This window comes from Variovorax sp. 01N429 (assembly GCF_056399425.1).
Map to the genome: position 1 here is coordinate 437,487 of NZ_JBFTRG010000001.1, position 23,927 is coordinate 461,413.

A 23,927-nucleotide genomic window follows, 5' to 3' on the forward strand; every position below is an offset into this window, starting at 1 on the left:
GGGAAGCGCCTTGGAGCCTGGTCAGGCTTAAATCAGATGCACCGCAAGCAGCAGCCAGTCAATCAGCTTGATGCCGACGAATGGGACGATCAGTCCGCCGAGTCCGTAGATCGCCAGGTTTCGCCGCAGCAACGCGGCAGCGCCGACGGGCCTGTATTGCACGCCCTTCAGCGCCAGCGGGATCAGGAACACGATCACCAGCGCATTGAAGATCACCGCCGACAGGATCGCCGAGGAAGGGCTCGCGAGCCGCATCACGTTAAGCGCGGCCAACTGCGGGTAGGTCGAAACGAAGATCGCCGGAATGATGGCGAAGTACTTCGCCACGTCATTCGCGATCGAGAAGGTGGTGAGCGAACCCCGCGTCATCAGCAGCGCCTTGCCCGTTTCGACCACTTCGAGCAGCTTGGTCGGATTCGAGTCGAGGTCGACCATGTTGCCCGCCTCCTTCGCGGCCTGCGTGCCGCTGCCCATTGCGACTGCGACGTCGGCCTGCGCGAGCGCGGGAGCGTCGTTGGTGCCGTCGCCGGTCATCGCGACGAGTCGGCCTTCGGACTGATAGCGGCGGATCAGCGCGAGCTTGTCCTCCGGCGTGGCTTCGGCGAGGAAATCGTCGACGCCGGCCTCGGCGGCGATGGCTGCCGCCGTGAGCTTGTTGTCGCCAGTGATCATCACGGTCTCAATGCCCATGCGGCGCAATTCAGCGAAGCGGTCCTTGATGCCGGTTTTGACAATGTCCTTGAGCTCGACGATGCCCAGCACCCGATGGCCTTCAGCCACGGCGAGCGGCGTGCTGCCACGGCGCGCGACCGCATCGGCGGCGCGCAGCACCTCGGCTGGCATGGCTCCGCCGATGCCTTCCACATACCTGCGCACCGCGTCGACCGCGCCCTTGCGCAGGTTGATGCAATCGGCGTCCAGGCTGTTCGGCAAGGACGGCAGGTCGACGCCACTCATGCGAGTCTGCGCGGTGAAGGGCACGAAGTGCGCTCCTTCGACGGCCCGGTCGTCGGCCCCACCGCGGCGCGCCAATTCGACGATGCTGCGGCCCTCGGGTGTTTCGTCGGCCAGAGATGCCAACAGTGCGGCGCGCGACAGCTTCTCCTGCGAGATGCTCGGCGCGGCGAGAAAGGCGCTGGCCTGTCGATTGCCGTGCGTGATGGTGCCCGTCTTGTCCAGCAACAGCACATCCACGTCGCCCGCGGCTTCGACTGCGCGGCCTGAAGTCGCAATCACGTTGGCCTGCATCATGCGGCTCATGCCGGCCACGCCCACTGCGGACAGCAGGCCGCCGATGGTCGTGGGGATCAGGCACACGAGCAGTGCGACCAGCGCCGTCATCGACACCACCGTGCCCGCACCGGCGGCGGCGACGCTGAACACTGAATAGGGCAGCAGCGTGGCGGTCACCACGAGGAACACGATGGTCAGCGCAACCAGCAGGATCGTGAGGGCGATTTCGTTCGGCGTCTTCTGGCGCTTTGCCGCTTCGACCATGCCGATCATCCGATCGAGAAAAGACTCGCCCGGATTCACCGCGATGCGCACGACGAGCCAGTCCGACAGCACTCGCGTGCCGCCGGTCACCGCGGAGAAGTCACCGCCCGACTCGCGCACCACAGGCGCGGACTCGCCGGTGATCGCGCTTTCGTCGACGGAGGCAACGCCTTCGATCACTTCGCCATCGAGCGGGATCACGTCATGCGTTTCGACCAGAACGACGTCGCCACGCCGCAATTCGGGCGCCTGCACCGGCAGCCACTTGCCACCGTGAAAAGGCTCGACCATCTTCTTGGCCCAGGTGTCCTTGCGCAGCCCGCGAAGAGACGCTGCCTGCGCCTTGCTCCGTCCTTCCGCCAGGGCCTCGGCAAAGTCGGCGAACAAGACGGTGAACCAAAGCCAGAGCGAGACGGCCAGCGCGAAGCCGGCCGACATGCCGGCCTCACCCGGATAGCTCAGCGAATGCACCCAGAGCAGCGTCGTGAGGATGCTGCCGATGTAGACGATGAACATCACCGGGTTGCGCCATTGCACGCGCGGACTCAGCTTGGTGACCGATGCCCAAAGCGCAGGACGCAGCAGAGTGGGGTTGACCAGCGAGAGCGAAGTTTTCGTTTTCATGTTCTTCACTTCCAGAGCACGAGGTGCTCGACGACCGGGCCAAGCGCCAACGCCGGCACGTAATTGAGCAAGCCCACCAGCAGCACGGTGCCAATCAGCAGCGTGACGAACAGCGGACCGTGCGTGGGCATGGTTCCGGAGGTCACCGGCAAGCGCTTCTTGGCGGCCAGCGCGCCAGCGATCGCCAGCACCGGCACGATGACGCCGAAGCGGCCGAACCACATGGCGACGGCCAGCAGCGCGTTGTAGAACGGCGAGTTGGCCGAAAGACCCGCGAAGGCGCTGCCGTTGTTGTTGCCGGCCGAGGTCAGTGCATAGAGGATCTCCGAGAACCCATGCGCAGCTGGATTCGCAATGCCGGCTTTGCCCGCGTCAGCGATGACCGCGATCGCAGTGCCAGCCAGCACGAGGATCGGCGTCACAAGGATCGCGATGGAGGTCAGCTTCATCTCGTAGACCTCGATCTTCTTGCCGAGGTACTCCGGAGTGCGTCCGATCATCAGCCCCGCGATGAAGACGGCGAGGATCGCGAAGATCAGCATGCTGTAGAGACCCGTGCCTACACCGCCGAAGACGACCTCGCCAAGCTGCATCAGCACCATCGGCACCATGCCGCCCAGCGGCGTGAACGAGTCGTGCATCGCATTGACCGCGCCGCAGGAAGCGGCGGTAGTGATGGCGGCGAACAGCCCTGATGCAGCAATGCCGAAGCGCACTTCCTTGCCTTCCATGTTGCCGCCCGCCTGCAACGCGGTAGAGGTCTGGTCGACTCCCAATGCACCTATCAGCGGATTGCCGGCCTGTTCCGCGGGAATGATCACGATCACAGCCAGGACGAAAAGCACCGTCATTGCCGCGAGCACGGCCCAACCCTGGCGCAGATCGCCGACGACACGGCCGAACGCGAAGCACAGCGCAGCCGGGATCAGGAAGATCGCCAGCATCTGGACGAAGTTCGCCAGCGCCGTCGGGTTCTCGTACGGGTGCGCCGAATTGGCATTGAAGAATCCGCCGCCATTGGTTCCCAGCAGCTTGATGGCCTCCTGGGAGGCGACGGGGCCCATGGCGAGTGTCTGCGTGGCGGTGCTCGCGTCTTCGGTGACAGGATTGCCCTGCGCGTCCTTGAGCGGTTGACCTGCCGCATCGACCTTCGGGTTTTGGTACGCCGTGGCCTCGACCGTGGTCACCGTCTTGTAGGCGTCGAAATTCTGGATCACTCCCTGGCCAACGAAGAACATGGCGATCACAAACGAGATCGGCAGCAGGAGCCACACCGTGACGCGCGTCACGTCGACCCAGAAGTTGCCGACCGAGCCTCTGCCGTCGGTGTTGCGCGCCGCAAAGCCGCGTGCCAGCGCGAAGGCCACCACGATGCCAGTCGCGCCAGAGAGGAAGTTCTGCACCGTGAGTCCGAGCATCTGCGTGAGATAGCTCATCGTCGATTCACCGGCGTAGCCTTGCCAGTTGGTGTTGCTCACGAAGCTGACGGCGGTGTTGAACGCCGAATCGGACGACACGGCGCTCATTCCCGAGGGATTCAAAGGCAGCCATGCCTGCAGGCGTTGCAAGCCATAGACTGCCACCGCGCCGATCGTGTTGAAGGCCAGCAGCGCGACCGCGTAGGTGCGCCAGTGCATCGATTGCGCGGGCGACGCGCCGGCAAGCTTGTAGAGCGGAGCTTCGATGCGCTGCATCCAGCGCGGCAGGCGCCCGTCGCACAGCATGGCCAGATAGCGCCCGAGTGGCCACGCGAGCACGCCCAGCACGGCGAGAAAGAGAGCCAGCAAGGCCCAGCCTGCGGTGTCCATCAGAACTCCTCGGCGCAGATGAGCGCGAAGACGAGGTACGCGAACAGCACCACGGCGATGAGGCCGCCGAATCCATAGATGACTTCGAGGCCAATCACGAGCGCTCTCCCTTCGGCGCTTCGAGCCTGGAGAGCCCGGCGACCAAGCCGACCATCACGATCCACAGTGCCGCCAGAGCGGCAATCCACACGATGTCCATCCGAACACTCCTGCATGCGAAACAAGAGCCTCAGTCTCGGCAGGAGCGCATAAAAACGGGGAACAGACTCAGCCAGTGGCCGTAAAGAAAGCGTAAATGCGGGCGGCCGGCAAGCCCGTGCGTGCGCGATTTCACGCAAGCTGCGGCTATTGCAATAGCGCGGGCGCAGTCGTGAAATCGTTGCTATCTGCCGCTCGGCGTGGTGCGTACAAACCTTCCCACGTGATTTCGAAAGGGCACACCATGAACTCCGAAGCCATTGCACTGGTTGTCGACGAGCCGATCGCCGGACACTTCTACTGGGTTCTCCAGAAGCAGGACGGCCCCGACTGCCGACCCATCGACGCAGCCGAAGGCCCGATGCCGACCTATGGCGCGGCCATGATGGCCGGCATCGCAGCACTGCAACGCCGGGCCGACGCACACGGACCGGGCGCCGACATACCCATCGTCACGGCCTTCGTGGACCCGTTCGAGGACCTCGGTCCGCCGACCGTCCACTGAAGCGCTCGCCGCCATGGCGGCACTCGCGATTCGATACGGCGGCCATCTCGAATCGCGTGTTCTCGGGCAGTCTCGTTCCGGCAAACTGACGGCGCACATGCGCCGCTCCCTGCCGGCGCCTCGAACGACGAGACACCCACCATGATCCGAAAACTCCTCACCGCCGTCAGCGCCATGACCCTGGCGCTGGCCTTTGCCGCCGCTGCGCAGGCCCAGTCCTATCCGTCCAAGCCGATTCACATGATCGTGCCGTTCCCGCCCGGTGGCGGCACCGACATCCTCTCGCGCCTGGTCGCGAACAAGCTCACCGAAGTCAGCCACTGGACCGTCGTGCCTGACAACCGCGCGGGCGCGGGGGGCACCATCGGCATCGCCGAAGCAGTGCGTGCCGCGCCCAGCGGCTATGAGATGGTGATGGGCCAGAAAGACAACATGGTCGTCGCGCCATGGCTCTACAAGAATCTCAGCTACGACCCCACCAAGGACCTCACCGCCGTCGCCCACGTGGCCTACACCCCCGTGGTGATCGTCACCCGCAGCGACTCCAAGTTCAAGACGCTGGCCGATGTCGTCAATGCCGCACGCGCAGCGCCCGACACCGTCACCTTCGGCTCGCCCGGGAACGGCACGACCATTCATCTTGCGGGCGAGATCTTCAACTCGGCCGCCAAGATCAAGATGCGCCACGTGCCTTACAAGGGCTCCAACGCCGCGATGATGGACGTGCTGGCCGGCAACGTCGACTTGATGGTGTCGTCGCTGCCCTCCGCGATGGGCCAGATCAAGTCGGGCAAGCTGCGTCCTCTGGCGGTGACCTCGTTGCGCCGCAGCAGTTCGTTGCCCGACGTGCCGACCGTGGCGGAACTGGGCTACAAGGACTTCGACGTGAGCACGTGGTATGGCCTCTTCATGCCCGCCGGCACGCCGAAAGACATCGTCGAGAAGGTCAACGCCGAAGTGAACAAGCTGCTCGCGACGCCCGACATGAAGGCCGCGATCATTGCCCAGGGTGCGGAGCCGCAGAGCATGACGCCCGAACAGCTGAGCACGTTGCTCAAGAGCGACTATCAGAAATGGCGCGGCATCGTGCAGGCATCCGGAGCGAGTATTGAGTAACACCCCCAGGCTTGCCCACTTCGTGTGGCCGCCCACCCCCTGCCGGGGCAACACCGGCGGCCCGGCGAAGCCGGTTCCGCGGTGTTTCTGTTGCTCGCCCCCAGGCTTGCCCACTTCGTGTGGCCGCCCACCCCCTACCGGGGGCAACACCGGCGGCCCGGCGAAGCCGGTTCCGCGGTGTTCCTGTTGCTCGCCCCCAGGCTTGCCCACTTCGTGTGGCCGCCCACCCCCTGCCGGGGCAACACCGGCGGCCCGGCGAAGCCGGTTCCGCGGTGTTTCATCGACGGGCCGGGCTTCGCCGGCCTGTTTATTGGTCGCGGACGTCGGCTACGGGGTTGGCGCCGAAGTCGGGGCGGGCCAGGTAGGCCAGTACCTTGGCGGCGGCTGTTTGGGGGGAGTCGAGCTTGCCCTCTGACTTTAGGTTTTCGAAGCGGGTGCGGTCGGGGAAGAGGGCTGCATCGGTTTCGCGCAGTTGCACCTGCATGTCGGTGTCGATGACGCCGGGCGCCAGGGACACGATTTTTGCGCCGCCGCCTTTTTCCTCCAGGGCGACCGCGCGCGAGAAGTGGTCCATGCCTGCTTTGGCCGCGCAGTACGGCGCCTGGCTGCCCATCGCATTGCGGCCGAGGCCGGAGGAAATGTTCAGCACCTTGCGCTCTGCACGCCAGCCCTTGGTGGCACTGAGGAATGCGGCGGTGAGGAGCATGGGGGCCTCCAGGCCCACGCGCAGGGCTTGCGCCAAATCGGCAGGCTCGGCTTCGGACAACGGGCGCGGGCGGCCGATGGTGCCGGCGTTGTTGATGAGGGTGGCGCTTTCGAACGCTTTGCCGTCGAGCTGCCCGATCCATGCCGAAAGACGGGCCGCGGCGGCCACCGGGTCTGCGAGATCCTGCTGCCATTGCTCCAGTTCGGCGCCTGCCTTGCGGGCCAGCGCGGCGAATGCATCGTCGCTGTGGCGCGAAATGCACAGGAGCCGGCGACCGGGCTGAAGGAGTTGCTCGGCCATGGCGCGGCCCAGCCCGCGGGAAGCGCCGGTGATGACGGTGAGATGAGATGAAGTCATGAGTTTTGTGAGAAAGGTCTTATGAACAAGGCATGAACAAGCATGCCGCGCCAAAGATCGTATCCCTGCCCTGACTAGAATTGGCCACGTTTTCTTCCACACAGTCATGCCCACCCACTACCAAGCAGCGAGCGAGCCAAGCCACTTCGCCAAGCGCTTCGGTATCGCATTTCGTCCCGAAGAAGCAATCGTCCGCCCCGGCCAGAAGGGCATGTTCGTGCGGCGCCCGCGCGCCGACCGCACAGGCGATCCATCCCAGGTGAGGTTCGAGATCGCCCTCGGCCGCTGGGGGCTCATCCCCCTGTTTTCCAAAGACGGCCTTGACGCCGACACCTTCGAAGCGCGCAGCGAGACCGCATCCGCCGAGCGAAATTTCTACCAGCCCTGGAAGCGCGGCCACCGCTGCGTGATTCTTGCGGACTCGATCTTCCAGGCCGGTGACGCCGCAGATGCGGTGGTTCGGGTGTCCCGCGCAGACGGCGAGCCGCTCGCGCTGGCAGGCCTGTGGAACGGCTGGCGTTCGCCCGCCGGGGAATGCGTCGAAAGCTTTGCCTTCTTGACTTTCGGTGCGCCCGGGCAAACCGAACGCCGCCGAGCAGTCATCCTGCGTGATGCCTGGGTGGATGACTGGCTGCATTGCCCCGTCGAGGAAACCGCAGCCTACCTCCGGCCGTACGCCGACGACAAGCTCGTGCGCCAGACGCTGCCGGCGGCTTCTTTGGCAATGGCCCGCTAGGCGCCCTTCCCCGTTGTTCCGCTGCTTCGCAGCGCCGCCAGATCGAGCACCCGAAGGCCGCCATATTCGACACGGATGGCGCCCTGCGCCTGCAGCGCGCGCAAGGCTTCATTGACCCGCTGGCGCGACAGCCCGATCAGGTAAGCCAGCTCTTGCTGCGTGATGCGCAGCAATTCACCCACCCCCGGAAAGAGGACCGGATTGAACAGCGCGGCGAGGTTGCGGGCCACGCGCACGTCCGGGTTGTTCAGGCGATCGGCTTCCCGCGCGGCGATGAATTGCCCGAGGCGCTCGTTCAGCTGGTTCATGACGAAGCGATTGAAGCCGATTGAATGGTCGAGCAGCCAGTGGAAATCGTCCACCGGCAAGCCGGCGACCACGCTCTTTCTCAGCGCCTGGATGTTGTATCGATACGGCTCCCGCTTGAGCGCCGTTCCCTCGCCGAACCAGCCACCGGGCGGCAATCCGCTGTAGGTCATGGAGGTGCCGTCGGCGTTGTCGTTGCTCATCTTGAGCAGGCCCTCGACGACGCCGAACCAATAGGTCGGCGAGCGTCCGATACGGCACACGAGATCGCCCGCCTCGGCGTCGCCGACGACCACCGCCGCTTCGGCGCGGCGCCGTTCCACGGACGTGAGCGTATGCAGCCAGGGGATGTTGTCCAGCTCGTCTTCGCGCGCGGGGCGCACGCGGTCTCGGATCGACGACGTGCCGCTGTCGTTGCCAATAGGCATCGGGAAACTCCGGGGAGTAGTGTCCCTAGGATTGTCGTCGTAACGACAAGTTGGCGTCAAAGTTGGTTCTACAGTCCGCCCCATCGTGCAGACCAAAGCCCTCACTTTTCCTCGCCTGTTGCAAGGCCACGCCGAGCGCCAGCCCGACGCGCCGGCGGTGCGCGAAAAAGACCTCGGCATCTGGCAGACCTGGAGCTGGGCAGCGACGGCGCGCGAGGTGCGCGACATGGCCTGCGGGCTGGCGAGCCTGGGCTTCAAGGCCGGCGACAACCTCGCGATCGTCGGCGCGAACCGCCCACACCTCTACATGGCGATGGTCGCCGCCCAGAGCCTGCGCGGCGTACCCGTGCCGCTCTATCAGGATGCGGTCGCTGCCGAGATGGTCTTCATGCTGGACGACGCCGCCGTCGAATTCGTGATCGCTGAAGACCAGGAGCAGGTCGACAAGCTGCTCGAATGCCGGGACATCCAGAAAGGGAAAGACAAAGGCACACGGCCGACGATTCGCCACATCATCTATGACGACCCGCGCGGCCTGCGGCACTATGACCAGCCGGGTCTGATGAGCCAAGAGCAGCTTCGCGAACTCGGCCGCCGTTGGGACGCAGCGAACCCCGGCGTCTTCGACCGGAGCGTGGCGTCCGGCGATCCATCCGACGTCGCAGTGATCCTGTACACGTCCGGCACCACCGGACGGCCGAAGGGCGTGTGCCAGACACATGCGAGCTTCATCGCGGCGGGCCGCGGCGGCGTAGAGACCGACAAACTCGGCCCGGGCGACAACATCATGAGCTACCTGCCGATGGCGTGGGTCGGCGACCATCTTTTTTCCGTCGCGCAATGGCTCGTCGGAGGCTTCACGCTCAACTGCCCCGAATCGGCCGAGACGGTGATGAACGACATGCGCGAGATCGGGCCGAGCTACTACTTCGGCCCGCCGCGCACCTTCGAAGGCTTGCTGACGGCGGTCTCCATACGCATGGAGGATGCGGCCACACCCAAGCGCTGGCTGTATGCAAAATTCATGGCGCTGGCACGGCGCGTGGGCGCCGACATCCTCAATGGCGCTCCGGTGGGCTTCGGCGATCGGCTGCTGTATGCGATCGGCAATCTCGTGATCTACGGTCCTCTGCGCAACGTGCTCGGCATGAGCCGCATCCGGGTGGCCTACACGGCAGGCGCGGCGATCGGGCCGGACCTGTTCCGCTTCTATCGCTCCATCGGCGTCAACCTGAAGCAGTTCTATGGGCAGACCGAAACTTGCGCCTATGTGTGTCTCCAGCAGGACGGCAAGGTCAAGCTACAAACGGTGGGCAGCGCAGCACCGGGCATCGAACTCAAGATCGCGCCCGATGGCGAAGTGCTGGTGCGCGGCGTATCGGTGCTCAAGGAGTACTACAAGCGCCCCGACGCGACGGCCGAAGTGCTCGACGCCGATGGCTACTTCCACACCGGCGACGCCGGCGTTCTGGATGCGGAAGGCCATCTGCGCATCATCGACCGGGCAAAGGACGTGGGCCGCATGGCCGGCCCCGGCGGCAGTTGCGCCGGCGCGATGTTCGCGCCCAACTACATCGAAAACAAGCTCAAGTTCTTTCCGCAGATCAAGGAAGCCGTGTGCTTCGGGCACGAGCGCGATGAAGTCTGCGCCTTCATCAACATCGACTACGAAGCCGTCGGCAACTGGGCCGAGCGCCGGGGGCTGCCGTACGGCGGCTACGTGGACCTTGCCGGCAAGCCCGAAGTGCTGGCGCTGGTGGCTGAATGCCTCGCCAAGGTCAACGCCGATCTCGCCGCCGAAGACGGCATGGCCGATACCCAGATCGCGCGCTTCATGGTGCTGCACAAGGAACTGGACCCGGACGACGACGAGCTCACCCGCACGCGAAAGGTTCGGCGCGGCTTCATCGCGGAGAAGTACGCGGTGCTGCTCGATGCGCTCTATGGCGCCAAGGCCGAGCAGTTCATCGAAACGCAGGTCAAGTTCGAGGATGGCCGCACCGGCACCGTGAGCGCGACCCTCAAGATCGTCGAAGCAAAGCGGTTCGCGCCGCTGAAGGCGGCCGCATGACGAGCGCGGCGCGAGGGCTGCAATGAACCGGAAAATCGGCGACATCATTCTCGATGTGCAGAACATCAGCCTGAGCTTTGGCGGCGTCAAGGCGCTGACGGACATCAGCTTCAACGTGCGCGAGCACGAGGTTCGCGCCATCATCGGCCCCAACGGTGCGGGCAAGAGTTCGATGCTCAACTGCATCAACGGCGTCTACCAACCGCAGCAAGGTTCCATCACCTTTCGCGGAAAACAGTTCAAGCACATGAACTCGCGCCAGGTCGCCGAGATGGGTGTGGCGCGCACCTTCCAGAACCTGGCGCTGTTCAAGGGCATGAGCGTGCTCGACAACATCATGACGGGCCGCAATCTCAAGATGAAAAGCGGCTTGCTCGCGCAGGCGCTGCGCTGGGGCCCCGCCGAGCGTGAAGAGCTTGCGCACCGGGAGTTCGTTGAACGCATCATCGACTTTCTCGAAATCCAGTTGCATCGCAAGACGCCGGTCGGTCGCCTGCCTTATGGCCTCCAGAAGCGGGTCGACCTCGGCCGCGCACTGGCGATGGAGCCGCAGGTGCTGCTGCTCGATGAGCCGATGGCCGGCATGAACGTGGAAGAGAAGCAGGACATGAGCCGCTTCATCCTCGACGTCAATGACGAATTCGGCACGACCATCGTGCTGATCGAACACGACATGGGCGTGGTGATGGACATCTCCGATCGCGTGGTGGTGCTCGATTACGGCAAGAAGATCGGCGACGGAACGCCGCATGACGTGCGAAACAACGAAGACGTGATCCGGGCTTACCTGGGCGTGGAGCATTGACGATGGGCTTCCTACTCGAAACGCTGTTCGGCGGCCTGATGGTCGGCATGCTCTATTCGCTGATCGCGATCGGGTTCGTGCTGATCTACAAGGCCTCGGGCGTCTTCAACTTCGCGCAGGGCGCGATGGTGCTGTTCGCGGCCTTGGCGATGGCGCGCTTCTCCGAATGGATTCCGCAGTGGCTGGGTTTCGAGAGCCAGGTGCTGGCCAACGTGCTCGCTTTCTTTGCGGCGATGGCGGTGATGATCGTGGTGGCATGGCTGATCGAGCGCCTGGTGCTCAGCAAGCTGGTCAACCAGGAAGGCATCACGCTGCTGATGGCGACGCTGGGCATCGCGTATTTCCTCGACGGACTCGGGCAGTCGATCTTCGGCAACGACATCTACAAGATCGACATCGGCATGCCGAAGGAACCGCTGATGGTGCTGGAGAACATCTTCCAGGGCGGGCTGCTGCTCAGCCAGGAAGACCTGATCGCCGCACTCGTTGCCGCCGCTCTGGTCGTGGTGCTGGCGCTGTTCTTCCAGAAGACATCCACCGGCCGTGCGTTGCGCGCCGTTGCCGATGACCATCAGGCCGCGCAATCGATCGGCATTCCGCTGAATCGCATCTGGGTCATCGTGTGGTCGGTCGCGGGCTTTGCGGCACTGGTGGCCGGGATCATCTGGGGTTCCAAGCTGGGCGTGCAGTTCTCGCTGTCGCTGGTGGCGTTGAAGGCACTGCCGGTGGTGATCCTCGGCGGCCTGACCTCCATCCCGGGCGCGATCGTCGGTGGTTTGCTCATCGGCGTCGGCGAGAAGCTTTCGGAGATCTACCTCGGCCCGATGCTCGGCGGCGGCATCGAGATCTGGTTCGCGTATGTGCTGGCGCTTGTCTTCCTGCTGGTGCGGCCACAGGGTCTCTTCGGCGAAAAAATCATCGATCGGGTCTAGACATGTTCTACCGCGAGAACGGCCAATTCAAGTCGACCTACCGCGCCGATCAGCAGATCTTTCCGATCCGGCAGGACCGCGTGCTCATCCTCGCGCTGCTGGTGTTTGCCTTTGCCGTCGTGCCGGTGATCGCGCCGGAGTACTGGTTCCGCGCGATCCTGATTCCATTCCTCATCCTTGCGCTTGCCGCGTTGGGGCTCAACATCCTCGTCGGCTACTGCGGACAGATCTCTCTCGGCACCGGTGCCTTCATGGCCGTCGGCGCCTATGCGGCCTACAACTTTCATGTCCGCACCGACGGGATGCCGCTCATCCTTTCGCTGCTGCTCGGCGGGTTGTGCTCGACGGCGGTCGGCGTGCTCTTCGGCATACCCAGCCTGCGCATCAAGGGGCTGTATCTCGCAGTCGCGACGCTTGCCGCGCAATTCTTCATCGACTGGGCGTTTCTGCGGATCAACTGGCTGACGAACAACTCATCGTCGGGCTCGGTGTCTGTGTCGGGGCTGAGCCTGTTCGGGCTTCCCATCGAGACGGCCGTGCAGAAATACCTGCTGTGCCTGACGCTGCTTGCAGTCTTCGCGCTGCTCGCAAAGAACCTCGTGCGCAGCGCCATCGGGCGCGAGTGGATGGCGATCCGCGACATGGATGTGGCGGCGGCGGTGATCGGCATCCGCCCGGTATACGCCAAGCTCTCGGCGTTTGCGGTGAGCTCGTTCATCGTCGGCGTCGCCGGCGCGCTCTGGGGCTTCGTTCATCTGGGCACCTGGGAGCCGGCGGCTTTCAACATCGACCGTTCGTTCCAGTTGCTCTTCATGGTGATCATCGGTGGGCTGGGCTCGGTCATGGGCAGCTTCTTCGGAGCGGCCTTCATCGTGCTGCTGCCCATCCTGCTCAATCAGCTTCCGCGCTGGTTCGGAGTGTCGATGTCGACCGCGTTCGCCTCGCATCTCGAGTTCATGATCTTCGGCGCGCTGATCGTGTTCTTCCTCATCGTCGAACCGCATGGCCTTGCGCGGCTGTGGTCCACGGCGAAAGAGAAATTACGCCTCTGGCCCTTCCCGCATTGATTTCGTCAGCAAACCGGCACTTTGGTGCCCATAAGGAGACAGGCATGAAACTGAAATCGCTCGCCGTAACCGCCGCCCTGGTGGCCAGCACCTTCGGCGCGGTGCTCGCACCTTCGCTCGCGCAGGCTCAGGCCAAGGAGCAGTTCTTTCCGCTCCTGGTCTACCGCACAGGGCCCTATGCGCCCAACGGCACTCCCTGGGCCAATGGCAAGCAGGACTACATCAAGCTCATCAACGCGACCGGCGGCATCAACGGCGTGAAGATCAGCTACGAGGAATGCGAGACGGGCTACGCCACCGACAAGGGCGTCGAATGCTATGAACGCCTGAAGGACAAAGGCGCCACGCTGATCGATCCGCAGGCGACCGGCATCACCTTTGCGCTAACGGACAAGGCACCTGCCGACAAGATCCCCCTGCTGACGCTCGGCTACGGCCTCTCGGCCTCGCAGGATGGAAACGTGTTCAAGTGGAACTTCCCCCTGATGGGCAGCTACTGGACCGCGGCCGACATCCTGATCCAGCACATCGCGAAGAAAGAAGGCGGTGCCGACAAGCTCAAGGGCAAGAAGATCGCACTGGTCTATCACGACTCGCCTTTTGGCAAGGAGCCGATTCCGCTGCTGCAGGAGCGCGCCAAGATGAACGGATTCGAGCTGACGCTGATTCCGGTCACGGCACCTGGCATCGAGCAGAAGTCGGCATGGCTGCAGGTGCGCCAGCAGCGGCCTGACTACGTGCTGCTCTGGGGCTGGGGCGTGATGAACTCGACGGCACTCAAGGAAGCAGTCGCTACCGGCTATCCGCGCGAGAAGATGTATGGCGTGTGGTGGGCCGGCGCGGAGCCGGACGTGAAGGACGTCGGCGCCAACGCCAAGGGCTACAACGCACTCGCGCTCAATTCCTCCGGCACGCAACCCAAGGTCATCCAGGACATCCTGAAGAACGTGCATGACAAGGGCCAGGGCACGGGTCCGAAGGAGGAAGTCGGTTCGGTGCTCTACACGCGCGGCGTCATCATCCAGATGCTCGGTGTCGAAGCGGTGCGGCGCGCACAGGAGCGCTTCGGCAAAGGCAAGGTCATGACCGGCGAACAGGTTCGCTGGGGCCTGGAGAACCTTGCGCTCGACCAGAAGAAGCTCGATGCACTGGGCTTTGCCGGCGTGATGCGGCCGATCAGCACTTCGTGCCAGGACCACATGGGATCGAGCTGGGCACGCATCGAGACGTGGGACGGCAGCAAGTGGAATATCGCGCCCGAGTGGTATGAGGCCGACGAACAGATCATCAAGCCGATGGTCAAGGCGGCGGGCGAGAAGTACGCGAGCGAGAAGAAGCTGAACCGGCGCGACGCCGCTGACTGCAGCGCTTCCTGAACCGCACACTGCGCGATCACTTCGAGGCACCATGAGCGAACGCAAGGTCCTTCTCGACGTCAATGGCATCGAGGTCATCTACAACCATGTGATCCTCGTGCTGAAGGGCGTTTCGCTCACGGTGCCTGAAGGCGGCATCGTCGCGCTGCTGGGGGGCAACGGCGCGGGCAAGACGACCACACTGCGCGCCGTCTCGAACCTGCTCGCCGGTGAACGGGGCGCGGTGACGAAGGGAACGATCGAACTGCGGGGTGAGCGCATCGAGGCGCTCTCGCCCGCGGAGCTCGTCAAGCGGGGGCTGATTCAGGTGATGGAAGGACGGCATTGCTTTGCGCACCTGTCGATCGAAGACAACCTGATGACGGGCGCCTACACGCGCACCGACGGCAAGGCCGCCGTTGCCGAGACGCTGGAGAAGGTCTATGCCTATTTCCCTCGCCTGAAGACGCGGCGCACCTCGCAGGCGGCCTATACCTCCGGCGGTGAGCAACAGATGTGCGCCATCGGACGCGCGCTGATGGCCAATCCGAACATGGTGCTGCTGGACGAACCCTCGATGGGGCTCGCGCCGCAGATCGTCGAAGAAGTCTTCGGCATCGTGAAGGACCTGAACGAAAAGGAAGGCGTGACCTTCCTGCTGGCCGAGCAGAACACCAGCATGGCGCTGCGGTTCGCGGATTACGGCTACATCCTCGAGAACGGCCGTATCGTGATGGATGGCGAGGCCAGGAGCCTGCGCGAGAACGAGGACGTGAAGGAGTTCTATCTCGGCGTCGGCGGGGCGGATCGCAAGAGCTTCAAGGACGTCAAAAGCTACAAGCGCAGAAAGCGATGGCTGGCTTGATTCACCCCCAGGCTTCGCGCACTTCGTGTCGCTGCGCCACCCCCCTCGCTGGGGGCAACACCAGCGGCCCGGCGGAGCCGGCTCCGCGGTGTTTCCCGTATGCACGATGAACTTGAAGGATGGGCACGCTGATGATCGACTGTTATGACGCGCTCGAAGTGCGCGACCCCGAAGAGCGGGAGCGCGACCTGCTTGCCGCTTTGCCGCGCCAGATCATGCAGGCGCAAACGGGGGCGTCGGCGCTGGCGAAGATCCTCGACGGCATCGCGCCTGCGGACATCACGAGCCGCGAAGCGCTCGCGAAGCTGCCGGTCACACGCAAATCCGAGCTGCTGGCGTTGCAGACTGAAAGGCGCGCGAGCGACCCGTTCGGCGGCTTCTCCGCGATCCGGTTCGGCTCGCGCATGACGCGCGTCTTCGCGAGCCCGGGACCGATCTACGAGCCCGAAGGCGAGGCGACCGACTATTGGCGTACCGCGCGCGCACTGCATGCCGCAGGCTTTCGCAATGGAGAGTTGGTACACAACAGCTTCAGCTATCACATGACGCCCGCCGGATCGATCATGGAAAGCGGCGCGCGCGCGCTGGGCTGTACGGTATTTGCCGGCGGCACCGGACAGACCGAACAACAAGTGGAAGCCATGGCCCATCTGCGCCCGGCAGGCTATGTGGGCACGCCGAGCTTCCTGAAGATCATCATCGAGAAGGCCGCTGACAAAGGCGTCGCGCTGTCCTCGCTCACCAAGGCGCTGGTCTCCGGCGAAGCCTTTCCGCCGAGCTTGCGCGACTGGATCGCCGAACGCGGCGTGACGGGGATGCAGTGCTATGCGACCGCCGACCTGGGCCTCATCGCTTACGAGACGAACAGCCGCGAAGGGCTGGTGCTCGACGAGAGCGTGATTGTGGAAATCGTGCGGCCCGGCACTGGCGATCCCCTGCCCGAGGGCGAGGTCGGCGAGATCGTGGTTACCACGCTCAACCCTGATTACCCTTTGATCCGCTTCGGCACGGGGGATCTTTCCGCTGTGCTGCCGGGACGCTGCCCCACGGGGCGCACCAACACGCGCATCAAGGGATGGCTCGGCCGCGCGGACCAGACGACCAAGGTGCGCGGCATGTTCGTCCATCCCGGCCAGGTCGCGGAGATTGCGCGGCGCTTTCCCGAAGTGCTGCGCGCACGCCTGGTGGTTGAAGGCGAGATGGCTGATGACCGCATGACGCTCCGGCTCGAATGCGCCTCCGCGCCGGACAACCTCGCCGAGCGCGTCGGAGAAGCGGTTCGCGATGTCACCAAGCTGCGCGGCGCGGTGGAGTTCGTCGGGCCCGGGAGCCTGCCGAACGACGGCAAGGTGATCGAGGACCTGCGCAGCTATCGCTAGACGTCCACGTCGGCGCTGTCGAACTCAGCCGCGCGCCTTCTGGCTGCGCTCCCAGGTGCGCAAGCTGCGGTTCCACGCGCGCAGGCGTTCATCGGCGCCCAGGCTTCCTGATGACGTCGCGATGATTTGATCGAGCAGGATCTCCTGGTCGCGACTGAGTTGTTCCGGGAACACCGGCTTCACCGCGATCATCTGGTCTCCCCGGAGACCGCGCCGCGTGACAGGAAAGCCGTGACCTTTCAGGCGATACATCAATCGATCGCGGCGCAAGGCGATCGACTGGAATCCTGCAACCGTCGGAACCTGGATCTGGCGATTGGCGATCCATGCAAACCCGTCCACCGGAATCTCGCAACGGACCGTCCCGTCATCGTCGAGCGTGAAGAACGCATGGTCCAGCAGCTCGACCTTGATTTCGAGATCGACACCCGGCGGATTCGAACTTGCGCGTCGTCCGTCGACATGCAGGAGATCGCCCTGCCGCACACCCGCGGGGATGCGTACCTTCAATTGATAAGCGCGGATTTGCGTGCCGGCACCGTTGCAGTCGGGGCACGTGCGCTGCGCGATGCCGCCGCCATGGCAGGCGGCGCATTCGCTTTTGCCGCCGGGCCAGCCAAAGAAGGAGCGCTTTGCCACCGCCCCAGAGCCGCCGCAATGGCTGCAGTTGCCGCCGAGCACCTGGTGGCCGGCACCATCGCATGTGGCGCAGACATGCGTCGCTTTGCCGCGGACGGTCTTGATGCAGCCCAGCGCAGCCTCTTCGAGCGTGAGCTTGATCTTGCGGTTGATCGGGCGCCGGCGGGGCTCGGTGTCCTTGGATTGAGCCTCTGCAGACGCGGAAGCGGAAGCGGGCGCGGACTCTGGGCGAGGCTGGGCATCGCTGCTCCCGGCGCTCCCGGCGGTATCGACGAATCCGGCATTGCGGATCTGCTCGAATGCGCGATTGATGCGCTGCATCCTCGCGACGGCATCGGCGCTGCTGTTGCGGTCCGGGTGCCACTGCGACACCAGCCGCCGCCATGCAGCCTTCACCTCGCGCTCGGTGGCGCCGGAGGCAAGGCCCAGTTCAGCGAAAGCGTTGTCGGTGCCCAAGTTCAAATCCTTGTTTCTTCAAACTGCCAAGCGGTTCGGCACGAGACGCGAACCGCCGGAGCGAATTATCGGCGAGCAATTCCGCGCGATCACAGGCATGCTCCTTGCGACCGGCCTTTGCGCAAGAATCATTCCTCTTTCCTCGATGAGACAGATGCGCCACATGAGCCAGATGAGTCACTCGTTTTTTCAGCCCCCCGCCACCACGCGCTATGCCCTGCGCAACCTTCGCGCGCCTCGCTGCCTCGTGCAGGCCGAACTGCCGGGCGACGCGGATGACGAACTCGTCGGCGTCGACCTGCTGGTGGATGACGGCCGCATCGCTGCCATCGATGCAGCGGGCGCGATGCCCATCGAACTGGGACCCGACCTGGACGCCTCCATGGTGCTGCCCGGCATGGTCGACTGCCACACGCATCTCGACAAGGGCCACATCTGGCCGCGCCAACCCAATCCGACCGGCGACGGCGCCGGCGCATCGATGGCCACCCTGCGCGACCGCACCGCGCGCTGGAACGCAGAAGACGTTCGCCGGCGCATGGAGTTCGGGCTCAATACCGCCTATGCCAAGGGCGTCGTCGCCATCAGCACCCACCTCGACTCGCTCGCCCCGCAGCCGTCGATCTCGTTTCCCGTGTTTCGGAAGATGCGCGAGCGCTGGGCCGGGCGGATCGACCTGCAGGTGTCGTCGATCGCACCCCTCAATGTCTTCCTGACGGACGAAGGCCGCCAACTGGCCGACACCGTGGCTGAAAGCGGCGGCAAGCTGGGTTGCGTGACGCGCTCGGCCAAGCACCCGAACGAAACCATGCCACCGGATCTGGACGAGGCGCTCGTGCGGGTGTTCCAACTCGCGGCCGAGCGTGGGCTGAACCTGGACCTGCACGTGGACGAATCGACCGATCCGCACGCGCGTGCGCTCATCCGGGTGGCGCGCACCGCTGTGGCACAGCACTTCAAGGGGCGCATCCTGTGCGGCCACGTCACTTCGCTGGCCCTGCAGACTGACGAGTTCATCGAAGAGACGATCGCTGCGTGCAAGGACGCCAACATCGACATCGTCAGCTTGCCGACCGTCAACATGTACCTGCAGGACCGCAGCCAGGAAGCCCGCACACCCAGATGGCGCGGCGTGACCGTGCTGCACGAAATGAAGGCGCGTGGGCTGCGCGTGGCGGTGGCGGGCGACAACTGCCGCGACCCCTTCTACGCCTACGGCGATCACGACATGCTCGACACCTTCACGCAAGCCGTGAAGATCCTGCACCTCGACCACCCGTTGGGCGACTGGATACGCGCCGCGACTGAAACGCCGGCGGCGATCATGGGCATCGACCGGGGTGTGCTGAAGGCCGGCACGCCAGCGGACTTTCTCGTGCTGAAGGCCCGCAACTATTCGGAGATGCTGGCCCGCACGCAATTCGATCGCACGATCGTTCGTGCCGGGCGCGCCATCGACACGACACTGCCGGACTACCGCCTGCTCGACGATCTGATGGTCGGCTGAGCATCCGCAGCGTCCAAGTTTTCGCGTCTTTTCGTGCGGTCTTGCCGCGGGCCGAATCCGGCGTGTTCAGCGGCGGGCGCAGGGCCGGAGCCACTCATGGCATCCTCGTCATGCCTTCAAGCAGAGGCGCAGCTCGATGACACGATGACACGATGACCTTTGAGAGACTTCGAATTACCGGACACCGCGGGAAAGACTACGAGCTCGGCGAAGCCATGGAGGTGCACGACGCAGCCGTCCACCTCGGCACGCTCGATCCCGTGAGCGTCAGCCGCGACGGAACCGAAGTGTCGATCGGGCGTTTTCTGCCATCGCAGTTCGTGAAAGTCCAGAAGCGAAATTTCGGTCCACTGGTGCTGCTCGAAACCACCGCATTTCTCACCGAGAACTTCCAGGGTCTGCAGGCGGTGCGCTATGCGCTGAATCGTGAGATCGAGATGCATGGCGACGGAATGCAAGTGGCCGGCGCGCGCTCTGCGCTCCTGCAGGCGATGGGCGCCGAGGCGGTGACGATCTCGCCGATGCCGGATTCGGAAACGCCCGGCAACTTCGTGGTTCGGGGCATCTGGGCTTACAACGAGCGCAATCTTGAGGCACTCGGCCAATGCCTGAAGCAGGAAAGGGAGGTGTACCGGCAATGGGATGCGGCCCATGCCTCGAACGCCGCCCAGCCGATTCCGGCGCTGCGAAAGCGACTGCGCCAATTGCTGGCGCGCGGACCTGCCGACCGGGGCTTCAGGGGCGGCGAAACGGCCGACTGAAGCAGCCCGCCCTCAGCAGGATCAGGACGCTGGCTTTCGCCAGACGCTTGCCAGCCACGGCTGCTCCTCGAGCGGCAAGCCGGCGGGCCGAAAGTAGTGAGCCAGTTCAATAAAGCCCGCGGCCGTCATGAGATGGCGCCAACCCGCGAGGTCATGATAGGCCCCGTAGCGGTCCCCGCGCCAGCCTTCCTGCCCTTCGCCCCGAGGGTTCGAACTGAACAGCACACCCCCAGGCTTGAGTGTCTCGCGCAATTCGCCCAGCACGCGCGGCAACTCTTGTGCAGGCACGTGAAACAGCGATGCGTTCGCGAACACGCCATCGAACCGGGCGGGCGGGAGGTCCAAAGACAGAAAGCTCTGGTGCCATACCTCGCAACCGCTATAGGAACGCGCCATCTCGACGAACTGCGCAGCGCCATCGAGCCCGGTGGCGATGTGGCCGATCTGGCGGAAGGTCCGGAGGTCGCGACCGGGGCCGCAGCCGAAATCCAGGATCTCGAACGGCGGCGTTGCCTGGATGTGCTCGAGCAGCGCCGCGATGTTCTGGCTCACGTCGTGGCCGCGCGTGCCGGCCCAGAAATCTTCCGCCTGCCCGTCGTAATGGGCGAGCGTGAGTGCTTCGATGTGTTCGAGCTCTTCGGAGGTCAGGGGCATGGGCCTCCCGTCAGCGGGTCTCCCCGGCGATGTAGTGCTGCAACTGCTCGATGATGAAGTTCTGCTCCGAGATGATCCCCTTCACGATGTCCCCGATGGAGATCAGGCCCACCAGCTTGCCGTCGTCCATCACCGGCAGGTGGCGCACGCGGTTCTCGGTCATGAGCGCCATGCATTCCTCGCTCGTCTGGTTGGGCCGAACGTAGATCACCGCCGAAGTCATCACCTCGCGCAGCGGCGTGTCTTTCGATGAACGCGACAGCAGGACGACTTTGCGCGCGTAGTCGCGCTCGGTCACCACGCCCAGGATGCGGTCACCCTCCATGACGAGGAGTGCGCCCACGTTCTTCTCTGCCATGCGTTTGACGGCGTCGAAGACCGAGGCCGAAGGCTCGATCGAAAAGACGCTCGAATCGCCTTTGGCCTTGAGGATTTCAGCCACTGTTTTCATGAGTCGTTTTCTCCGGATGGGGCAATCGTTTCCAGTTTCCATTCTGCGCGGCCTGCAGGGTCGTCACAAGCCAATGCACCCCACGCCCGCCCCGACATTTACAGGTCTGCGGTGGACGCTCAGAATGCAAGCCCCCATCCTTCAAAGGAGAGTGGCCATGGATCTCGGACTCAAGGGCAAGCGCGCCCTCGTCACCGGCGGCAGCCGGGGAATCGGCAGGGCCATCGCAGAGTGCTTCGCGGTCGAAGGCGCGGATGTCGCCATCTGCGCGCGCAAGGAAGACGAGGTGGGCGAAGCCGCTGCGGCCTTGCAGGCCAAGGGCGTGAAATCCTTCGGACGCGCGCTGGACGTGGCCGACGGCCCTGCGCTTTCGGCGTGGATCGCCGCGAGCGCCGGCGTACTGGGCGGCATCGACGCCCTGGTCTGCAACGTGAGCGCGCTGGCGGTCGGGGACAGCGCCGAGTCCTGGGAGAAGTCGTTCCGCACCGACATGATGCATAGCGTCAATGCGGTCGCGGCGGCAGTGCCGTTCCTGGAGAAATCCGACTGCGGCTCCATCGTGCTGATCTCGAGCGTTTCGGGGTTCGAGGTCGACTTCGCAGCCGGCTCCTACGGAGCGATCAAGGCGGCGCTCATTCACTACGCCAAGGGGCTGAGCCGGCAGCTTGTCGGCAAAGGGATCCGCGTGAACAGCGTCTCGCCGGGCAACACCTATTTCGAAGGAGGGATCTGGCAGAACATCGAGAAGAACCTGCCGGACCTGTACGCGTCCACCCTCAAGGTCAACCCGACGGGCAAGTTCGGCACGCCCGATGAGGTCGCTCGCGGCGTGGTGTTCATTTCGAGCCCTGCCGCCAGCCGGATCTCCGGGACCAACCTGGTGATCGACGGCGCGCTGACGGTGGCGGTCTAGGAGTGCCGGCCATGAGCGAACCGGTGACGCACCATACGATCCACAGCAAGCACATCCATCACGGCTGGAACAATGCCTTTCCGCCCCGCCTGACGATCGCGCCGGGAGAGACGGTGCAGTTCGAAACGCTCGACGCATCTTCCGGCCAACTCACGCGCACGTCTACCGCGGCCGACGTCGGGAAGCTCGATCTTGCGCACGTGAATCCGGTGACCGGGCCGGTGTATATCGACGGCGCAAGGCCCGGTGACGCGCTCAAGGTGACCGTGCTGTCACTGCGGCCGTCGGGCTGGGGCTGGACCGCGAACATTCCCGGCTTCGGATTGCTCACGGACCAGTTCCCGGACGCGAGACTTCATCATTGGAACTACGATCCGGGCCTCACGCCGGCAATGTACGGACCGGGCGGCCGCGTGCCATTGAAGCCGTTCACCGGGACCATCGGCGTCGCACCTGCCGAACCGGGCTTGCACAGCATCATTCCGCCGCGCAATGTCGGCGGCAACATGGATGCGCGCGACATTGCGGAGGGGACCGAGCTCTACCTCCCGATCGAGGTCGAAGGCGCGCTCTTTTCCGTGGGCGATACGCATGCTGCGCAGGGCGACGGCGAGGTCTGCGGCACCGCCATCGAAAGTCCCATCGACGTGGCGCTCAAATTCGAACTCGTGAAGGATGCCCGGCTGCGCTCGCCGCGCTACGTGACACCGGGCCCGGTCAGCCGCCATTTCGACACGCACGGCTACGAGGTCACCACAGGCATCGGTCCCGACCTCATGACAGGCGCCCGGATGGCCGTTTCGGAAATGATCGAGCTCCTGAGCAGCCGCTATGGCTATGAGCCGATCGACGCCTACATGCTCTGCAGCGTGTGCGCGGACCTTCGCATCAGTTCGATCGTCGACGTGCCCAACTGGGTGGTGTCGTTCTATTTTCCGAGAGTGGTGCTCGTGTAGTCGATGCCCGCGATGAGCTTCGGCAACAGGTCTTCGGCGGGACCGCGCAAAACCGCGCTGGCCGAGGCGTCGAGATGCAGCGGCTCCATGTTGAGCGTGATGAGCTTGCTGCCGTGCCCCACCGCTTCCAGCGGCAAGGCGGCAGCCGGATAGACGACCGCGGTGCTCCCGACGACGATGAATGCGTTGCTCTCCTGCGCGGCCGTTTGAGCATCGAGCAGCACGCCCTCGTTCAGCATCTCGCCGAACATCACGATGTCCGGCCGTGCGCGCGACCCGCAACGCTTGCACCGGTGCAGCAGCCAGGGGCCGCGGCGATTGCCGCAGTGATCGCAACGCCAGCGGCGCAGCGATCCGTGCAGCTCCAGCACGTCGACGCAGCCAGCCAGCGTCAGCAAGCCGTCGACGTTCTGCGTGATGAGCCGCGTCGCGGGACGAAGCCGCTGCAATCGAGCCAGGGCCACGTGCGCCGGGTTGGGCTTGGCGCCCTCGACCGCCGCGAGCCGCTGCGCCCAGAACCGCGTGAAGCCCGCTGGGTCGCGCTGCAAGTCATCGGCATGCGAGAACTGCACCGCGTTCTGGTTCATCCAGAGCCCATCGGCGTCGCGGTAGGTCGGAATACCCGACGCCTTGGACAGCCCCGCACCCGAGAAGACGACGATGCGGTTTGCCTCGCGCAGCAGCTCGATGGCGGTCTGCAAGGGCTGCTGGCTTTCTGTCATCGAATCGGCGGGAACAGGGTTTTCGGGCGGCGCCAGGGATTCTTGCACTAAGGGCAATCCGGGATAAGTCAGCTTCTGGTCAGATCTTAAGATCACCACCATTTCGTTTTCGA

The 23,927-nt window shown here is 64.6% G+C and carries 23 protein-coding genes; 14 read left to right on the forward strand and 9 right to left on the reverse strand.

Features of this window, described 5'->3' with window-relative positions:
- Positions 1–27: 27 nt before the first annotated feature.
- Genes kdpB through kdpF form a run of 3 tightly spaced genes read right to left on the reverse strand, consistent with a single transcriptional unit; the run spans position 28 to position 4,027 of the window.
- Positions 28–2,121, reverse strand: a complete 2,094-nt coding sequence (kdpB, locus tag AC1DSF_RS02090) for a potassium-transporting ATPase subunit KdpB (protein WP_478182247.1) — start codon at positions 2,119–2,121, stop codon at positions 28–30.
- 5 nt (positions 2,122–2,126) lie between these two features.
- Entirely contained in the window at positions 2,127–3,929 is a 1,803-nt protein-coding gene (gene kdpA, locus AC1DSF_RS02095) for a potassium-transporting ATPase subunit KdpA (protein WP_478182248.1), read from the reverse strand.
- On the reverse strand, positions 3,929–4,027 hold the full coding sequence (gene kdpF, locus AC1DSF_RS02100; protein ID WP_478125057.1) for a K(+)-transporting ATPase subunit F: 99 nt from the start codon (positions 4,025–4,027) through the stop codon (positions 3,929–3,931). Before kdpF ends, kdpA begins: the two co-directional genes overlap by 1 nt.
- Positions 4,028–4,371: 344 nt before the next feature.
- Here kdpF and AC1DSF_RS02105 point away from each other — a divergent pair, with 344 nt between their 5' ends.
- The gene (locus AC1DSF_RS02105; protein ID WP_478125058.1) at positions 4,372–4,632 is read left to right on the forward strand and encodes a hypothetical protein; all 261 of its coding nucleotides are present in this window, start codon (positions 4,372–4,374) and stop codon (positions 4,630–4,632) included.
- 141 nt (positions 4,633–4,773) lie between these two features.
- Positions 4,774–5,748: a Bug family tripartite tricarboxylate transporter substrate binding protein gene (locus AC1DSF_RS02110; protein WP_478125059.1), complete on the forward strand. Its 975-nt coding sequence runs from the start codon at positions 4,774–4,776 to the stop codon at positions 5,746–5,748.
- Between the two features lie 307 nt (positions 5,749–6,055).
- On the opposite strand, the gene AC1DSF_RS02115 is transcribed toward AC1DSF_RS02110, so the two are convergent.
- Positions 6,056–6,811: an SDR family NAD(P)-dependent oxidoreductase gene (locus AC1DSF_RS02115; protein ID WP_478125060.1), complete on the reverse strand. Its 756-nt coding sequence runs from the start codon at positions 6,809–6,811 to the stop codon at positions 6,056–6,058.
- Between the two features lie 106 nt (positions 6,812–6,917).
- Here AC1DSF_RS02115 and AC1DSF_RS02120 point away from each other — a divergent pair, with 106 nt between their 5' ends.
- Positions 6,918–7,547, forward strand: coding sequence for an SOS response-associated peptidase (locus tag AC1DSF_RS02120; protein WP_478182249.1), 630 nt, complete (start codon positions 6,918–6,920; stop codon positions 7,545–7,547).
- On the opposite strand, the gene AC1DSF_RS02125 is transcribed toward AC1DSF_RS02120, so the two are convergent.
- On the reverse strand, positions 7,544–8,281 hold the full coding sequence (locus AC1DSF_RS02125; RefSeq protein WP_478144173.1) for a Crp/Fnr family transcriptional regulator: 738 nt from the start codon (positions 8,279–8,281) through the stop codon (positions 7,544–7,546). The two genes, AC1DSF_RS02120 and AC1DSF_RS02125, sit on opposite strands and share 4 nt — an antisense overlap.
- Positions 8,282–8,366: 85 nt before the next feature.
- Here AC1DSF_RS02125 and AC1DSF_RS02130 point away from each other — a divergent pair, with 85 nt between their 5' ends.
- The 7 genes from AC1DSF_RS02130 (at position 8,367) to AC1DSF_RS02160 (ending at position 16,755) form a co-directional block, all read left to right on the forward strand.
- Positions 8,367–10,352: an AMP-dependent synthetase/ligase gene (locus tag AC1DSF_RS02130; protein ID WP_478182250.1), complete on the forward strand. Its 1,986-nt coding sequence runs from the start codon at positions 8,367–8,369 to the stop codon at positions 10,350–10,352.
- 22 nt (positions 10,353–10,374) lie between these two features.
- Positions 10,375–11,157, forward strand: a complete 783-nt coding sequence (locus tag AC1DSF_RS02135; RefSeq protein WP_478125064.1) for an ABC transporter ATP-binding protein — start codon at positions 10,375–10,377, stop codon at positions 11,155–11,157.
- A 2-nt stretch (positions 11,158–11,159) separates the two neighbouring features.
- Complete coding sequence (locus AC1DSF_RS02140) at positions 11,160–12,089, forward strand: branched-chain amino acid ABC transporter permease (protein ID WP_478125065.1); 930 nt, start codon at positions 11,160–11,162, stop codon at positions 12,087–12,089.
- A 2-nt stretch (positions 12,090–12,091) separates the two neighbouring features.
- Complete coding sequence (locus tag AC1DSF_RS02145; protein WP_478182251.1) at positions 12,092–13,156, forward strand: branched-chain amino acid ABC transporter permease; 1,065 nt, start codon at positions 12,092–12,094, stop codon at positions 13,154–13,156.
- 44 nt (positions 13,157–13,200) lie between these two features.
- Positions 13,201–14,532, forward strand: coding sequence for an ABC transporter substrate-binding protein (locus AC1DSF_RS02150; protein ID WP_478125067.1), 1,332 nt, complete (start codon positions 13,201–13,203; stop codon positions 14,530–14,532).
- A 31-nt stretch (positions 14,533–14,563) separates the two neighbouring features.
- Positions 14,564–15,376, forward strand: coding sequence for an ABC transporter ATP-binding protein (locus AC1DSF_RS02155; protein ID WP_478144174.1), 813 nt, complete (start codon positions 14,564–14,566; stop codon positions 15,374–15,376).
- Positions 15,377–15,507: 131 nt separating this feature from the next.
- A complete protein-coding gene (locus AC1DSF_RS02160; protein ID WP_478182252.1) occupies positions 15,508–16,755 on the forward strand; it encodes a phenylacetate--CoA ligase family protein in 1,248 nt (415 codons plus the stop codon).
- A gap of 24 nt (positions 16,756–16,779) precedes the next feature.
- Here the strand turns inward: AC1DSF_RS02160 and AC1DSF_RS02165 are convergent, their stop codons facing one another.
- On the reverse strand, positions 16,780–17,850 hold the full coding sequence (locus AC1DSF_RS02165) for a DnaJ C-terminal domain-containing protein (RefSeq protein WP_478182253.1): 1,071 nt from the start codon (positions 17,848–17,850) through the stop codon (positions 16,780–16,782).
- A 163-nt stretch (positions 17,851–18,013) separates the two neighbouring features.
- Between AC1DSF_RS02165 and AC1DSF_RS02170 the strand changes: the two genes are divergently transcribed.
- Entirely contained in the window at positions 18,014–19,357 is a 1,344-nt protein-coding gene (locus AC1DSF_RS02170; RefSeq protein ID WP_478182254.1) for a cytosine deaminase, read from the forward strand.
- 152 nt (positions 19,358–19,509) lie between these two features.
- On the forward strand, positions 19,510–20,118 hold the full coding sequence (locus AC1DSF_RS02175) for a hypothetical protein (protein WP_478182255.1): 609 nt from the start codon (positions 19,510–19,512) through the stop codon (positions 20,116–20,118).
- 21 nt (positions 20,119–20,139) lie between these two features.
- Here the strand turns inward: AC1DSF_RS02175 and AC1DSF_RS02180 are convergent, their stop codons facing one another.
- Both AC1DSF_RS02180 and AC1DSF_RS02185 read right to left on the reverse strand, forming a co-directional pair.
- A complete protein-coding gene (locus AC1DSF_RS02180; protein ID WP_478125073.1) occupies positions 20,140–20,772 on the reverse strand; it encodes a class I SAM-dependent methyltransferase in 633 nt (210 codons plus the stop codon).
- A 10-nt stretch (positions 20,773–20,782) separates the two neighbouring features.
- Positions 20,783–21,223, reverse strand: a complete 441-nt coding sequence (locus tag AC1DSF_RS02185; protein ID WP_478125074.1) for a CBS domain-containing protein — start codon at positions 21,221–21,223, stop codon at positions 20,783–20,785.
- Between the two features lie 157 nt (positions 21,224–21,380).
- Between AC1DSF_RS02185 and AC1DSF_RS02190 the strand changes: the two genes are divergently transcribed.
- Positions 21,381–22,136, forward strand: a complete 756-nt coding sequence (locus AC1DSF_RS02190) for an SDR family NAD(P)-dependent oxidoreductase (RefSeq protein WP_478125075.1) — start codon at positions 21,381–21,383, stop codon at positions 22,134–22,136.
- Between the two features lie 11 nt (positions 22,137–22,147).
- Complete coding sequence (locus tag AC1DSF_RS02195) at positions 22,148–23,092, forward strand: acetamidase/formamidase family protein (RefSeq protein ID WP_478125076.1); 945 nt, start codon at positions 22,148–22,150, stop codon at positions 23,090–23,092.
- Here the strand turns inward: AC1DSF_RS02195 and AC1DSF_RS02200 are convergent.
- Positions 23,065–23,862: an SIR2 family NAD-dependent protein deacylase gene (locus AC1DSF_RS02200; RefSeq protein WP_478125077.1), complete on the reverse strand. Its 798-nt coding sequence runs from the start codon at positions 23,860–23,862 to the stop codon at positions 23,065–23,067. The genes AC1DSF_RS02195 and AC1DSF_RS02200 overlap by 28 nt on opposite strands.
- Positions 23,863–23,927: the final 65 nt, after the last annotated feature.